Raw genomic sequence first — 14,102 nt, forward strand, 5'->3', positions numbered from 1 at the left:
TTGTAATTTCCGCGACCGGATGTGGGTGCGCTCATAACGCTGCGTTTCTGACATTGGTTTCATAAAAGAAAAGCTTGGAAGTTTGCCCACAAGTTTGCATGCCACAAAGGAACCACCGAACAAAAAGGTTCTCAGGCTTATCTTTGGTGCCCAATTACAGTTTACTCCCAATCACCAGCAGACGAGCGCCACGTCTTAGCTTCCGCATCCCAAACACTGGCGGTGACGCAAGGCGTTGGGTTTATTCCGTCGCAATTGGATCCATGAATATCCGCAACAACAACGCGTTGACGCCCAAAATCAACGACTGTCCAGCCTTGGTTCAGCAAGGAGTGCACCTCTTCGCTTACCCAAAAGTGCGACATGCATCCGCCAGTTCCGCAGTAAAGAGATGCGGCGCTCGAACACGCAAAACCAGCCTCATTCAAAACCCAGTCGCGTTGTAGATCTCCGTCGAAATCGACCCTTTCAACCGCGCCCCAATCTAAGTCAAACTGACCGTTGTTGAACTCCGCGCATGCCTGCGCCGCCAGATCAACCTTTGCTCGCAAACCGGTTGGAAGGTGCGAAACGTCAGCCGCGACAACTGGTGAGATCCAAACCAGGCCCGAACCAAGCAGGATCACAGATACCAAACGTTTCAAGTAACTTGCCAATTGGGAAGCCGGTTGGAAGGTGGCTTCAATTGCATTGTTCATACCTGTAGTCCCCATATTCCAGCCAGTTTGCCGAGCCTTCGTTAAAAATCAGAAATTCGGACCTGTCTTCACCAAGAAGGGCGACGACAAATCCGGCCGGTGGCTCAGAGTTTCCGAAGTAGCTGTAGGCTGTCATGGCTCTGATCGACTCGCCGTTGACCGTTACTCGCGCGTCCCACTCCCCCTCTGGATTGTCCAAAATTACGGGTTCGATCACGCGCTCTATCGCCCCGCCACCACAATAGACAATGCCTTCGGGCGCTTCGTAGGAGGCCCCCTGGTTAATATCTGACTCGCAGGCGGAACGAAGGGACCGGATTGCCGCGCTGGAACCCTTCAAGTCAAAGATTCCGTAGCTGACATCTTGATCAATCATCGACAAATTAACCGATGCATTGGCCGCAAGCTGGTCCAGCACAAAACCATAGTCTTGCTGACTATTGAAACTGACCTCGACAGGAAAATTGTCGACGATCTTCAAAGCCGCGTTTTCTGCGCCAACTTGAAATGCCCCAACTTCGGTGGTGCCGTTCTTCAAAAATCGAATGGAAAGCCCGTGCTTCTCCACAATGTCCTGGCTGTCCTCATATCCAGCTGGAGCAAATCGGATACGGTTACACTGAAGTTCCAGCGTCATGTTTCCGGTCTGAATAAATGCATTGGGATTAGGCCCGGAACTGAACGACCACTCCGCTGATGCTGTGGTCGCCATAGCCATCAGTAACATTCCAAGGGAAATCGGCTTGCAACTCATTTTCTCTCTCCATGGCGCTGCGGTTCGCACTGTCATTCAGCAAAGGTGCCGGCTTGTTGCCTGGACAACCAGGTCAGGAAACAGGTTCGCCGTATTCGTTTGCGCCTTCTTCCGAAGGGCGCGTCAACCACCAGATCATCAGAATGGACAGAACCAATTGAAGAATTGAGACAACAACAATACCGGTCACGCCCAGGACTGCCGCAGGTCCTCGCAATGCGTCAGGGTTCTCGGTCCCTTGCTCCAATACCGAGAAGAACGCCACCCCACCCAGCATAACAAAGAGCGTTGTAATGCTGAGCGCCATCGGCAGCAGCAAATACCAGCCAGGTCGTCCTGTATCATGCAGTCTCCGCCAACCGGCGGCCAGCATAGGTATGAGAACAGCCAGTTGGAAAACAGAGGACAGGACCCGAGATCCTTGCCCAGTTTCTGGGTTGGTCCCGAATATGATCGTATCCAGCACAGCTAAAGCAGCGCTCGCGAGAACTACGAACAAGAAGAACCACCAGTATTCTGAGCGTAAAGCTCGACCGGAGAACTGGAAGTATTTCGAGAAACACGTTTTAACTGCTTCACCAAATCCCATATTTCACTCCATTCTTACTTTCTGTGCGGTCTCAAACGCTTCGCCGCTCGGGAGAACGCACTCGCCCCTAAGGATGCTCCCTCTTACCTTTTTGTTTGAAAGCAGAAGCCTATCGTGCGAGAGCGTAAAGAATTTTACGCGCGGAAAAAATATTGATTTATTAAAAATTAGATTCAAACATGCGAATTCGACACAACTTTATTTTACCTCCGTTGTTGTCGTTGCTGCTCGCTGTGCCGAGCCCTTCCGACTGCTGGAGTGAGTGCTGGCGGTCGGAAGGCACTTTACAATGATTGAGCGCTGGGAGGACGCGATGCTCAGACTAAACGTACTCGCCCTATTTCCAGAATTCGCTCGAGCTTTTGCCAGTGTCGTCATTCAGCTTTCACACGTCGTCGGCGGTCTCGGTAGTCAAAGTAAAATCGCTCTGCCCGCCAAGCCCCCCGCGACAAGTTGTTGGAAAGGGAAATCACAGGGTCGAAGTATGTTCCATAGCCCGCTCTGACGCGAGAACTTCAAACAAGCCCATCCAATTTCACTAATTTCAAGGGAACCAGAGGGAGAAGAAAATGTCTAACAAGATGGTGATGATTGCAGGCACGACATGTTTCGCACTGCTTGCGGCCTGCGACGATACGAGTACATCAAGCGCGTCCGCCGAACTCACGCCGGCTCAGCAAGCGTGTTTGCGAGATGTAGCCAGCACAACGAACAATTCACAAGTCGTGGTGCTCTCATCCGCGTTTAGCGAGGCGGGAACACAGGTCACAGTCGGCGTTGGCGAGGATCGCGCTCCTTGGAACTGCATTGCTTACAGTGATGGCACGACAGCTGGTATCGAGTTCCTGGGTGACGAAGGCGCATTGTGACCTGTCTGCTGCGTAGCTGAAATCGGCTGCGCAGCACAGGCTTGGTCTTCTGAGGCTCGACTTGGTTTGTAGAACCACCATCATCGTATTCGCTGTTCTGTAGGCAAGCGAAACTTTGAACGGCAACTTTGCAAAGTCAGCTTTCTGCGCATTGCCGTCGTTAGCGCGGGCTGCAGCATCTGGCACTTTGGGCTCAAAGCAGTCGTTTGCTGCAATCTGTGTGAGTGTCTGTTATATTACGTCTTACCGGTCGTTGTATCATGCTCGAACCTGAGGCTCTGAAACACCAGATTCTATGTTCAGTGGGGTATATTTAGTGGTATGTGTATTATGGCTATTTTTTTTATTAAAATTAAACAAATAATTACAAAAAATATATAGTTGCTCCTCGGTCCGCCACTTTCCTTTGATTGCATTGGAAGAAATGGCGGTTGTCGCGAGCTAACGGGAAAATCGTGCTCTGCAGACAGTGATATGGTCTTGGTTCATTCTCATTTGGTACCTCATTCGCATGTAGGTCTTGTGATCTGCGACGAGTTTGACCTGAAATCCTCAGACCTTTTCAATTAGGCGCGCGTTTCTGCGGTGGTAGCCCGAGCGCGCGACTAGTTGTGAGGTTTGGAACGTCGTAAGATCAGGCTGGCCGCTATCGGTGCGCCGATGATTATCAGTACAATTCTGGTAAGATGGTGCATGATCACAAAGCCAAGATCGGCACCTGAAACGATTGCCAGAACGGTCATTTCGGCCTGGCCACCAGGGGCGAAGGCCAGAAAGGCCTCGACCGGCTGACCAAATCCCAATGTCGTAATAGCAGCAGTGAAACCGGCGGCCAGTGCTGCGAGAACAATGACATAGGCAACGCCTGCTGCCACGATTCTGCGCAATTCGACCCAGGTAATACCCAAAAACTGCACACCGATCCCGCAGCCAACGAAAAACTGCGCTATCAAAATCGCTTCTCGGGGTGGTCGGGTGTGTATCAAGTCGCCGAGTGAGAGTGCAGCGGTCACGATCATGGGGCCAAGGATGGACGCACCGAACAATCCGATCCGTTCTCCGCCTTTCCAGCCAACAAAAGCCGCCAAAACCATTAGACCCAACTCGTGAATCGGCAGATCAAGCGCGGGTTCCCCGATTGGATTTGTGAGCTTCGCGTCGTAAAAAACTGTCAGAAACAGCGGGGCAAGCGTGACAATTATCAGCACACGCGTTCCATGGATCAGGGACAAAGTGCGCGGATTGGCCCCGGCCTCAGAGCCAAAGATGATCATGTCCTGCAACCCGCCGGGCATGGCTGCGTAAAACGCGGTGGTCGTATCAAAGCCCCAAACCTTGCGAAAGAATGGCACCCCGACCAACGCAATTAGCAAAATGAAAAATGGAACAAGGGCAACGGATGCTGCCATTTTTGGTAATTCGACGAATAGTGATGGGGTGATCGACGCGCCAACCGCCACCCCGAGGATGGTGCGAGCGGCAATGGAAACTTGCCCAAAACCCTCCATCGGGGCGTGGGCTAGGGCCGCAATCAGACACGCGCTCATCGGGCCAAATAGGAATGGCAGCGGCAAGCCCAACACCCAGAAAAGCCCTGTCCCCAAAAGCGCCAGACCCAAAGTGACGGCGCGTTTAACTGCCAGAGAATGTTCGTTGGTTCGGAAGAGCAAAACGACCGTTCCAGAGTTATTGACCCAGATTGTATTCAATTGTATGCAACAGGACACACGCGCGCAAGAGGCCTTAAGATGACGTTTCAAGACGACCCAATTCAGAACGGCCCGCAGGGGAATTCGGTCTATCAACGCCTGCTGGACGAAATCCGAAGTGGCAGCCTTTCGCCGGGTGAACGTCTTCGCGAGATAGAGCTTTCAGAGAGACTGGGTGTCAGTCGTACACCGATACGCGAGGCAATCCGTCAACTGGAGGCTGACGGGTTGGTTTCGCATGTTCCCAGGCAGGGCGCGACGGTGCGTTTTCTGGATTATGCCGAGGTCATGGAGCTCTATGAGATGCGCGCGGTTTTGGAAGGAACCGCAGCGCGGTTGGCTGCGCGGGCGGCGTCAGATGTTGAACTGGACGAGCTCGAAACCCTAAACGAACACCTGGCCGACGCGGGTACTGGCCCCGAGGCAATTCGGATTAATCGTATTTTCCACGCTACACTACTGGACGCTGCGAAGAACCGGTTTCTGGCTAAATCCATGTTGTCTTTGCAAAAAGCGCTGCTGATCCTTGGGCCATCACAGTTGTTGGACAGCGAAAGATCAGAGGCCGCTGTCACAGAACACCAACGTATCATGGCAGCGTTGAAGAAACGAAACGGTGCAGCAGCTGAAACGGAAATGCGCGCTCATATTGAAGCGGCTCAAAGAATGCGTATTCGCGCGTTGCAACAACGTGACCGTTCGTCGGATGAGAACCACCAAGCGTAAGCGCGGTGGCCGCTCGGACCGAAGAGTACGACCTCAGACTAATTGGTGTTGGCAACGCTCACAGATCCGCAGCGATAACCACCGCTGATACCAAAGCAAGCGTTTTGATCACGGAAACAACGCCTAAGCCGTATTGAATTCGTGGCTCGCGCCGTTGGAATCGTGTTCGCCTGCCGAGAGTGCGCAGCATGATCTTCGGTCTCGAACTCTATTGGATCGAAGCAGAACCAATAACGGTAAATTCAGCGATCGCTGCGCGGCACCCACGCCCCCAGATGAGGGTCAACCAGTGCGCAAACGCTTTGGCAAAGCCTTGCTGCTGGGTCATGTCGCCAAAGTTTTGCGTTTTCCTGATCCAGAGTTCAGGGTTGGCTTTCGCGGCCCGAGCGGTCAGATGTAGGTCTTCCCATTGAGGGTCATTGGCTTCGATTTCCGAGCCGTTTTCACGAACCCCTGCGCACATCCGACACCAGAATGCTTCGGCCAGTGCCAAGCCTGACAAGGAAGATCCAGCCGCAATTGCGTCGTTCAAAGACGGATGCAAGAACCCCGGATGCCGTGATGAGCCGTCAAAGGCCACGCGGCGGGTGGTGTCATGGATTGCGGTGTTTGCAAATCGCCGTTCGACCAAACTTAGGTATTCCTGCGCTGTTGTTCCCGGGACCGCTTGGACATGGGGCAGAATTTCTTCTGTCTGAACCTTCCTGAAAAACGCAACGATATCGGGATCCTGCATGCAGTAGGCAATTGTGGGAACATTCAGAACTTCACCCACATTCGCAAGCAATTGATGTCCACCGTTCAGAATACGCAGCTTCATTGTCTCATAGCTGTGCACATCGCGGGTCAGCGTTACACCAACCCGTTCAAAAGGGGGGCGCCCCGCGCAGAAATCGTCTTCTACCACCCATTGACGAAAGTTTTCGTGGGAAACGGGTGCCTGATCATCAAGGCCAAGCGCATGGCATTGAGATACCACCTGGTCCGTTGTCGCCGGGACGATGCAATCGACCATCGAATTTGGAAACGCGCCGTTCTGGTCAATCCAGCTGGCCAGATCAGGGTTGGACATTTGCGCCAATCCGACAACGCAGCTTCGCAGGATCGAACCATTGCCTTGAAGGTTGTCGCAGCTGAGCGCCGTGAACGGTTGAGCCCCGTTCAGGCGACGTTGATCAAGTGCTGCCACCAGAGCGCCAAAGGCCGTGCGGGGTTGGTCGGGGTTGGTGGCATCATGCTTTAGATCGGGGTGGTCGGTGTCAAATGCACCGGTATTTGCATCCAGGAAATAGCCACCTTCCGTCACGGTCAGAGACACAATGCGGATGGCTGGGTCGGCCATCTTTTGGATCAAGGCTGCATTATTTCGCTCGATCGGTAGATAGTCGATCATTGGGCCGATCACCTCGGCAGAAATCCCCTTTGGGTCAAGCTCTATCAATGTTGTCAGGCAGTCCTGTGCAATAAGCGTCTTGCGCATCGCGGCGTCGTAATCTCTTACCCCGGCACCTATGATGGCCCAGTCATGGGCCAGCCCGTTTTGCATCATTTGGTGAATGTACCAAGCTTGATGAGCGCGGTGAAAATTCCCCACGCCGATATGAACGATGCCGGGTGTCAGATCTGATCTGCGATAGGTCGGAGCGCTCACACCAACCGGCAAAGCGGCAAACCGGTCGCGGTGCAGTTTTGTCAGGGGGATTGCAGTCGCCTCGGGATCCATCAGCTCATCCAGTTTCCACCGTCAACATTGTAGGTTTGAGCCACGATGTACTTGGCCTCGTCCGAAGCCAGAAACACCGCCATGCCCGTCAGGTCCTCGGCGCGTCCCATGCGGCCGTAGGGAACGGCGGCTGCAACCTCTCGTTTCTTTTGGCCGGGGGGTTTGCCTTCGTGTTTCGCAAAGAACGCATCGACCCCGTCCCAGTGTTCGCCGTCCACGACTCCGGGAGCAATCGCGTTGACGTTGATCCCGTGTGAGATCAGGTTGAGGCCCGCAGATTGGGTCAGAGAGATGATCGCCGCCTTGCTCGCGCAATAGACGGCCACAAGCGGTTCGCCCCGGCGTCCGGCTTGGGACGCCATGTTTATGATCCGGCCCTTGGTGCCATGTTCGATCATGTGGCGCGCGACGGTCTGCATCGTGAACAGCGCGCCCGCTACGTTGATGGCGAACACGCGGTCATAATCGGCGCGCTCAATCTCGGTGATCGGTGCGGCGGTGAAGATGGCCGCGTTGTTGATCAGGATGTCGATGGGGCCGAAGTGTTCTATGGTCTTGTCGACGGCGTTGTCGATGCTTGATTGGCGTGTCACGTCCATTTCGACAGCCAATGCGGCCGCGCCAATCTCTTCGGCAGCTTCCTTTGCGCGTTGGACGTCAATGTCAGCGATGGCAACACGCGCGCCTTCGGCCACATATGCTTTGGCAAAGGCCAGCCCGATGCCCCGTGCGGCCCCGGTGATCAGGGCGGTTTTTCCGGCCAGACGTGTCATTCGATCCGCAGGCCCTTGGCGTCAAACTTGTGGATCACATCCGCGCGTGGGGTCAGGTGAATCCGGTCCCCGTGGCGAAAACCGACCTCGCCATCGGCACGCACAGTTATCGTCTCGGCCAGCCCGGTGTCGTGTACGTGGAAGAACGTGTCTGACCCCAGATGTTCGGAAACACTGACAACCCCCGACCAGTCCCCTTGGCTTTCTGACACAGCGATGTGTTCGGGCCGAATGCCGATTGTGTGGGCACCATGTTTTGCGGCCTCTTCCCCTTCGATGAAGTTCATCTTGGGTGAGCCGATAAAGCCCGCCACAAACAGGTTGCGCGGCGTGCGATACAGATCCAGCGGGCTGCCGACCTGTTCGATCACACCGGCTTGCAGGACGACGATCTTGTCGGCCATTGTCATGGCCTCGACCTGGTCATGTGTTACATAGATCATCGTGGTTGCCAGACGTTCGTGCAGCTCGCTGATCTCAAGTCGCATCCCTACGCGCAAGGCAGCGTCGAGGTTGGACAGTGGTTCATCAAACAGGAACGCGGCGGGCTCCCGCACGATCGCGCGACCAATGGCAACGCGTTGACGTTGACCGCCAGACAATTGCCCGGGGCGGCGGTCCAGATAGTCGGTCAGGTTCAACACGCTTGCCGCCCCTTCAACCCGCTTGTCGATCTCAGCCTGATCCAGCTTGGCCATGCGCAGCGGAAAAGCGATGTTCTTGCGTACAGTCATATGCGGGTAGAGCGCATAGGACTGGAACACCATCGCCAACCCGCGTTTGGCGGGCGGTACGTCGGTGGCATCCGCGCCATCGATGTCGATGGAGCCCGAGGTGATATCCTCCAACCCCGCGATCAGGCGCAGAAGGGTGGATTTACCGCAGCCCGAGGGGCCGACGAATACGGTGAACTCACCATCTTCGATGGTCAGATCCAGCGGCGGAATGACCTGCACGTCGCCGAAGCTTTTGGTCACAGACTTGAGTTGGATACGTCCCATACGTCGTGTTCCTTATTTCACTGCGCCGAAGGTCAGGCCGCGGACAAGTTGTTTCTGGCTGAACCAGCCCAGGATCAGGATCGGTGCAATCGCCATGGTCGAGGCCGCGCTGAGCTTGGCAAAGAACAGGCCCTCTGGGCTGGAATAGCTGGCGATAAAGGCGGTCAGCGGGGCCGCGTCAACGGCGGTGAGGTTCAGGGTCCAGAATGCTTCGTTCCAGGCCAGGATGAAGTTCAGCAATACGGTCGAGGCGATGCCGGGCACGGCCATGGGCGTCAGGACATAGAGGATTTCCTCTTTCAACGTGGCTCCGTCCATGCGGGCGGCTTCGAGGATTTCGCCGGGAATTTCGCGGAAATAGGTGTAAAGCATCCATACGATGATTGGCAGGTTGATCAGCATCAGCACCACAACCAGCCCGCCGCGCGTGTCCAGCAGACCCAGTTGGATGAACAGCAGGTAGATCGGGTACAGAACCCCCACCGCAGGCAGCATCTTGGTGGACAGCATCCACAGCAAGATATCCTTGGTGCGCTTGGATGGTACAAAGGCCATGGCCCAGGCCGCAGGCACCGCGATGATCACACCCAGGATGGTCGAGCCACCCGCGATGATGACCGAATTCCACAGGAACCGCATATAATCCGAGCGCTCCTGCACGATGGCATAGTTTTCAAGCGTCCAGTCGAAATTCAGGAACAGAGGCGGGCTGGCAATCGCCTGTGCCTCGGTCTTGAAGCTGGTCAGGATGGTCCAGAGGATCGGGAAAAAGATCAGCAGTCCAACGGCCCAGGCAAGGGCGGTGTTCAGTGTTTTGCGGCGGGATGTGACAGCGCGGGCCATGGTCTTACCTCCTCACGCGTCCAGGTTTTTGCCGACGATGCGCATCAGGAAGATGGCAACGATATTGGCAAGGATGATGGCATATACCCCTCCGGCCGACCCAAGACCGACATTCTGGCTTTCCAGAACGCGCTGGAAGATCAGGTAGGTGAGGGTGCGGGTGCCGAACGCGCCGCCGGTGGTCACAAAGATCTCGGCGAAGATCGACAGAAGAAAGATCGTCTGGATCAGGATCACGATTGTGATCGCGCGGCTGAGATGCGGCAGGATGATGTGATAGAAGCGTTTCAATGGCGGCGCACCATCCATCTCGGCGGCTTCCAGCTGTTCGCTGTCCAGCGACTGGATCGCGGTCAACAGGATCAGCGTAGCAAAGGGCAGCCACTGCCATGAGACAATCATGATGATCGAGGTCATCGACGCCTCGGACAGCCACGAGATCGGCTCGGCCCCAAAAAAGCGCCACAGATGCGCCAGCAGGCCATTGACGGGATCCATGAACATGTTCTTCCAGACCAGAGCGGATACCGTTGGCATTACGAAAAAGGGTGCGATGACCAGAATGCGGACGACGCCTTGGCCCCACATCGGTTGATCCAACAGCATCGCCAGCAAGACGCCGAGGATGACCGTGATGATCAGAACTCCGCCGACGATTGTCAGGGTCGCCTGGACCGCAGGCCAGAAGGAACTGGATGAGACGAAACGTATGTAGTTGTCGAACCCGACCCAACCCAGATCCCCTCCGCGCAGCGGCAGGTATTTCTTGAAGGAAAAGTACAGCGTCATCGTCAGCGGTACGAGCATCCAACCAAGCAGCAGGACCACAGCGGGTGCCATCATCAGCCGGGCGACGGATCGGGAGTGTTGAGTAGCCATAACGCAAACCCTCTCTGTTCAGGCGGTAGGTCCAGCCTGCGAGAAAAACGCGAGTTGGGGAAGGGTGGTGCGGGGGGCAAGACACTGCCCGCCCGCTGGGAGTGTGCCGTCAGTAGCCTGCGGCTTCCATTTCTTCCTCGGTGAAGGCCTGCGCCTTGGCCAGGGCTTCATCCACTGTTTGCTGTCCGGCATAAACCGCCGAGAATTCCTGGCTCACCTGGGTGGCGATACCTGCGAACTCGGGGATCGCGACGAACTGGACGCCGGTATAGGGCGTTGGCTGAGCGCAGCAGTTCTGCGGATCAGCGGCCAAGATCGATTCCAGCGTCATTGCGGCAAATGGGACGTCTTTGTAGTTCGGGTTTTCGTACAAGGATGTCCGGGCGCCGGGCGGAACGTTAGCCCAACCCTCGTTCTCGGCAACCAATTCGATATAGTCTTTCGAGGTCGCCCATTCGATGAACTTTTTGGCCGCATCTTCTTGCTGCGTCCCTGCTGGGATTGCCAGCGCCCAAGCCCACAACCAGTTTGAACGTTTTTCAACACCTTCCGAGTTCGGAGCCAAGGCAAACCCAACCTGGTCGGCCACTGTCGAGTCATTCGGGTTGGTTACAAAAGAGGCCGCAACCGTGGCGTCGATCCACATGCCACATTTGCCCTGCTGAAACAGCGACAAGTTTTCATTGAACCCGTTGGTCGCATATCCCGCCGGACCAGATTCATTCATCATGTCGACAAAGAAGGTCAAAGCCTCTTTCCATTCGGGTTGGTCGAACTGAGGTTTCCAGTCTTCGTCAAACCAGCGGGCACCAAATGAGTTTGCGGTAACTGTGATAAACGCACCGCCTTCACCCCAACCGGCCTTGCCGCGCAGGCAGATACCGTTGATGTCGTTGTCTCGGTCGGTCATGGCCGCCGCCGCCTCGCGGATGAACTGCCAGGTCGGCGCCTCGGGCATCTCCATTCCCGCTTTTTCCATCAGGTCGGTGCGATACATGATCATTGAGCTTTCGCCATAGAAAGGCGCGGCATAAAGCGTGCCTTCATGGCTCAGACCACCGGCCATTGCAGGCAACAGGTCGCCCACATCATACTCTTCCGACATGCCGTCCAGCGGAACCAGCCAGCCATTTGCACCCCAGATGGGTGTCTCGTACATACCGATGGTCATGATGTCGAACTGACCACCTTTGGTGGTGATGTCTGTGGTCACGCGTTGACGCAGTACGTTCTCTTCCAGCGTTACCCATTCGACATCAATTCCGGTCGCTTCGGTAAAGTTGTCGGTATAGCCCTGCATCCGGATCATGTCGCCGTTGTTCACTGTGGCGATTGTGATCGTCTGTGCCTGAGCCGCGGCGGTGGCGACGAAAGTCAGCGCAGTCGCCGCACGAAGTGCGTTCTTTAGATACATCCCTGTCCTCCCTGAGCTTGGATGTCGTGCAGGGAGGGTAGATCGTAAATTGTCGCGCCGTCAATAAAAACTTTACGCGCGTTAAAAAAATAGCTTACGCGGAGTCCCTTAATACAAGTCGTGTCGGGAAAAGCGTCTCGGTTCGATTCTCGAATTTCCCACCGTTTTCAATGAGTTCAAACAAGGTTTCCACGGCCCGCGTGGCCACGTTGTCATAGTCGTGGGCCGCTGTGGTAAGCGACGGGCAGGTGAACTTTGCGAAGGGATGATCATCGTTCGACGCCAAGCGCAATGTGCAATCCTCTTTGCGACCGACCCGAATCCCCTGTTCGAAACATGCTGCCAAAAAGCCGATGGCAAGCCGGTCATTGCTGCACAGGACGGAATCCGTTTTTAACCCACGCTCTTCCAGAACTTTCAGCGCACCCTTGTGCCCAATTTCTTCAAACGCCCAGCCTTTGCCATCAACTTTGATGATATGAGGTTCGAACCCCAGACCTTCCATCACTTCAACATAGGCTTTTCTGCGCTTGTTGGCGTTGGGGTTGGCAGGGGTGCGCATTTCAAAGAACGAGGGTGGCTCTCCGGTGCGGGTCATATATTCCACGGTCTGCGATACAAAGCTGTGATTGTCAGATCCGATAAACGCAGCGCCCAGACCGTCGAGGTTGCTGTCGAACAGAACAGTCGGCACATTGGCGCAAAATTTCTCGATCGCGGATCTGTCAGAGATCCGACCCAACGGGGCCAACAGAACTCCGGCGGGTTTCATGGATTGAAGCCCGTCCAGAATATCGTTCTCCAATTTTTGCTCACCATGCGCACTGAAAAGAGATGGGCGATACCCTGCGGCAATACAGCTTTGCTCTAGATAGCGGGCTATCTCTGCAAAGAAGGGATCGGCCAGATAAGGTACAACAATACCGATATTCTTGGTCAATTTCCTGTTCTGATTCACCGCATACATATTCGGGCGATAGTCGAACCGTTCCAGAGCGTCTTCGATGCGTGCCCGGGTAGTTGCACGAACACTGTCAGGATCTTGGAAGTATTTAGAAACTGTGGGTCGCGAGATGCCGCTCAGGGTCGCGAACTCTTCCATGTTTTTTATTTTTGTCATGCCGTTCAGCCTGCGGGTCCTGGCCGCCTTAGTCTTATCATAACTTTACATATTCTTTGCGCGCGCCAAAAAAAGCAATAGCAGGGCTGGTACACGCGTGACAACGATTTGTTGATGTGATCGGGCTTAAGAGGGGGCTAATGCGAGACGCAGATCCTCTTGATGGGTTTACGGTAGCCCATGCTGTGTAAGCTACGCATATCAAGGACCTACGGTTCAGTTCAGCTTTGCATCGTTTGTTTGCCGTTCTGGGATTTGACCAAAAAAATACGGGCGCGTGTTAACGGTCTCTGGGCGTAAGTCTCTGCTTTTCAAAATAAAATATGCGAAAGCACCAGCTGTACGAGTTCGCAGGTCAGGGACGCCCTTTTCACGCTGCTTAGTCGAACTGGTCAGCTGCCGGTTTTAGGCGAGGGTCAAAGCCTTCGTCGGTCGCCTACCATCCTGTTACATGATCAACACATGGAGCAGCGTTAGCTGTATATACTTGTTTTATACATATTGCATCAAGTGTATGTTTAAAGCATGTCGAGATTACATACCTCACTTATCGGGCTTTTTTGCGCGTTGGTGCTGTCAACATCAGCCTCGGCGCTTCCGGCGACGTCTTCGGCAAGGGCAGAGCTATTTGCTATCTGTTCTGGCAGGCTAGAAGCTTTGGCGACCCGACAGCGCGCACTGGAAAGCAAGGATCTGGACAGTACGATCGCAATGCAAGAGCAGTTTGACCTGCTGCTGGAGACGGTCTTGCCCTCGGCCCTTATGGAAGGCGTCGATACACAAGAGCCAAAACGGTGGCGCGTGCGCGGTTGGGTTGAGATCGCCTATTTATTGGCAGACGTGGATTACAGTTTTGATGCGCGGATCACTCAGGTCGCCAATCGGCAACTCGGCCATCGCATTGCCGAATGCCGGAAGGTTGTGCTCTAGACCTCAGCTGGTTTGATGGGAAAACGCGGCTGGCCCTATGGCCAAGGGGTCTGAATGGCTCTAGGTTGCCCGGA

14 protein-coding genes are annotated in these 14,102 nt (G+C 54.9%); 3 read left to right on the forward strand and 11 right to left on the reverse strand.

Annotated features, from left to right (window positions below; translation table 11 throughout):
- Window positions 1-161: 161 nt before the first annotated feature.
- The 3 genes from GOV38_RS18430 to GOV38_RS18440 all read right to left on the reverse strand — a co-directional run bounded on the left by GOV38_RS18430 (window position 162) and on the right by GOV38_RS18440 (window position 2,041).
- On the reverse strand, window positions 162-698 hold the full coding sequence (locus GOV38_RS18430) for a hypothetical protein (RefSeq protein ID WP_171209352.1): 537 nt from the start codon (window positions 696-698) through the stop codon (window positions 162-164).
- A complete protein-coding gene (locus GOV38_RS18435; RefSeq protein ID WP_171209351.1) occupies window positions 682-1,452 on the reverse strand; it encodes a hypothetical protein in 771 nt (256 codons plus the stop codon). The genes GOV38_RS18430 and GOV38_RS18435 overlap by 17 nt, the downstream gene beginning before the upstream one ends.
- A gap of 73 nt (window positions 1,453-1,525) precedes the next feature.
- Window positions 1,526-2,041 (reverse strand): DUF805 domain-containing protein, encoded by a 516-nt coding sequence (locus tag GOV38_RS18440; protein ID WP_171209350.1) that lies wholly within the window; start codon window positions 2,039-2,041, stop codon window positions 1,526-1,528.
- Window positions 2,042-2,610: 569 nt separating this feature from the next.
- Between GOV38_RS18440 and GOV38_RS18445 the strand changes: the two genes are divergently transcribed.
- Window positions 2,611-2,910 carry a hypothetical protein gene (locus GOV38_RS18445; protein WP_170418729.1) on the forward strand — a complete coding sequence of 100 codons (300 nt, stop codon included), beginning with the start codon at window positions 2,611-2,613 and terminating at the stop codon, window positions 2,908-2,910.
- A 605-nt stretch (window positions 2,911-3,515) separates the two neighbouring features.
- Here the strand turns inward: GOV38_RS18445 and GOV38_RS18450 are convergent.
- Window positions 3,516-4,580 carry an AbrB family transcriptional regulator gene (locus GOV38_RS18450; RefSeq protein WP_171209349.1) on the reverse strand — a complete coding sequence of 355 codons (1,065 nt, stop codon included), beginning with the start codon at window positions 4,578-4,580 and terminating at the stop codon, window positions 3,516-3,518.
- 78 nt (window positions 4,581-4,658) lie between these two features.
- Here GOV38_RS18450 and GOV38_RS18455 point away from each other — a divergent pair, with 78 nt between their 5' ends.
- Window positions 4,659-5,345 (forward strand): GntR family transcriptional regulator, encoded by a 687-nt coding sequence (locus GOV38_RS18455; protein ID WP_171209348.1) that lies wholly within the window; start codon window positions 4,659-4,661, stop codon window positions 5,343-5,345.
- A 208-nt stretch (window positions 5,346-5,553) separates the two neighbouring features.
- Here the strand turns inward: GOV38_RS18455 and GOV38_RS18460 are convergent, their stop codons facing one another.
- The 7 genes from GOV38_RS18460 to GOV38_RS18490 all read right to left on the reverse strand — a co-directional run bounded on the left by GOV38_RS18460 (window position 5,554) and on the right by GOV38_RS18490 (window position 13,098).
- Window positions 5,554-7,068, reverse strand: a complete 1,515-nt coding sequence (locus GOV38_RS18460) for a mannitol dehydrogenase family protein (protein WP_171209347.1) — start codon at window positions 7,066-7,068, stop codon at window positions 5,554-5,556.
- On the reverse strand, window positions 7,068-7,841 hold the full coding sequence (locus GOV38_RS18465) for an L-iditol 2-dehydrogenase (protein ID WP_171209346.1): 774 nt from the start codon (window positions 7,839-7,841) through the stop codon (window positions 7,068-7,070). The genes GOV38_RS18460 and GOV38_RS18465 overlap by 1 nt, the downstream gene beginning before the upstream one ends.
- Window positions 7,838-8,842, reverse strand: coding sequence for an ABC transporter ATP-binding protein (locus GOV38_RS18470; RefSeq protein ID WP_171209345.1), 1,005 nt, complete (start codon window positions 8,840-8,842; stop codon window positions 7,838-7,840). The genes GOV38_RS18465 and GOV38_RS18470 overlap by 4 nt, the downstream gene beginning before the upstream one ends.
- Before the next feature lie 12 nt (window positions 8,843-8,854).
- Window positions 8,855-9,685, reverse strand: coding sequence for a carbohydrate ABC transporter permease (locus GOV38_RS18475; RefSeq protein WP_171133107.1), 831 nt, complete (start codon window positions 9,683-9,685; stop codon window positions 8,855-8,857).
- 12 nt (window positions 9,686-9,697) lie between these two features.
- On the reverse strand, window positions 9,698-10,564 hold the full coding sequence (locus tag GOV38_RS18480) for a carbohydrate ABC transporter permease (RefSeq protein WP_171209344.1): 867 nt from the start codon (window positions 10,562-10,564) through the stop codon (window positions 9,698-9,700).
- Between the two features lie 109 nt (window positions 10,565-10,673).
- Window positions 10,674-11,978: a sugar ABC transporter substrate-binding protein gene (locus tag GOV38_RS18485; RefSeq protein WP_171209343.1), complete on the reverse strand. Its 1,305-nt coding sequence runs from the start codon at window positions 11,976-11,978 to the stop codon at window positions 10,674-10,676.
- A 94-nt stretch (window positions 11,979-12,072) separates the two neighbouring features.
- Window positions 12,073-13,098, reverse strand: a complete 1,026-nt coding sequence (locus tag GOV38_RS18490; RefSeq protein ID WP_171209342.1) for a LacI family DNA-binding transcriptional regulator — start codon at window positions 13,096-13,098, stop codon at window positions 12,073-12,075.
- A 657-nt stretch (window positions 13,099-13,755) separates the two neighbouring features.
- On the opposite strand from GOV38_RS18490, the gene GOV38_RS18495 reads away from it, so the two are divergent.
- Window positions 13,756-14,028, forward strand: a complete 273-nt coding sequence (locus GOV38_RS18495) for a hypothetical protein (RefSeq protein ID WP_171133103.1) — start codon at window positions 13,756-13,758, stop codon at window positions 14,026-14,028.
- Window positions 14,029-14,102: the final 74 nt, after the last annotated feature.

This window comes from Ruegeria sp. HKCCA5839 (genome assembly GCF_013035585.1).
Lineage (GTDB): Bacteria > Pseudomonadota > Alphaproteobacteria > Rhodobacterales > Rhodobacteraceae > Ruegeria.

Coding starts and splice junctions, on each gene's coding strand:
- GOV38_RS18430 (WP_171209352.1), bottom strand. CDS start 698: ATGAACAATGCAATTGAAGCCACCTTCCAACCGGCTTCCCAATTGGCA.
- GOV38_RS18435 (WP_171209351.1), bottom strand. CDS start 1,452: ATGAGTTGCAAGCCGATTTCCCTTGGAATGTTACTGATGGCTATGGCG.
- GOV38_RS18440 (WP_171209350.1), bottom strand. CDS start 2,041: ATGGGATTTGGTGAAGCAGTTAAAACGTGTTTCTCGAAATACTTCCAG.
- GOV38_RS18445 (WP_170418729.1), top strand. CDS start 2,611: ATGTCTAACAAGATGGTGATGATTGCAGGCACGACATGTTTCGCACTG.
- GOV38_RS18455 (WP_171209348.1), top strand. CDS start 4,659: ATGACGTTTCAAGACGACCCAATTCAGAACGGCCCGCAGGGGAATTCG.
- GOV38_RS18460 (WP_171209347.1), bottom strand. CDS start 7,068: ATGGATCCCGAGGCGACTGCAATCCCCCTGACAAAACTGCACCGCGAC.
- GOV38_RS18465 (WP_171209346.1), bottom strand. CDS start 7,841: ATGACACGTCTGGCCGGAAAAACCGCCCTGATCACCGGGGCCGCACGG.
- GOV38_RS18470 (WP_171209345.1), bottom strand. CDS start 8,842: ATGGGACGTATCCAACTCAAGTCTGTGACCAAAAGCTTCGGCGACGTG.
- GOV38_RS18475 (WP_171133107.1), bottom strand. CDS start 9,685: ATGGCCCGCGCTGTCACATCCCGCCGCAAAACACTGAACACCGCCCTT.
- GOV38_RS18480 (WP_171209344.1), bottom strand. CDS start 10,564: ATGGCTACTCAACACTCCCGATCCGTCGCCCGGCTGATGATGGCACCC.
- GOV38_RS18485 (WP_171209343.1), bottom strand. CDS start 11,978: ATGTATCTAAAGAACGCACTTCGTGCGGCGACTGCGCTGACTTTCGTC.
- GOV38_RS18490 (WP_171209342.1), bottom strand. CDS start 13,098: ATGACAAAAATAAAAAACATGGAAGAGTTCGCGACCCTGAGCGGCATC.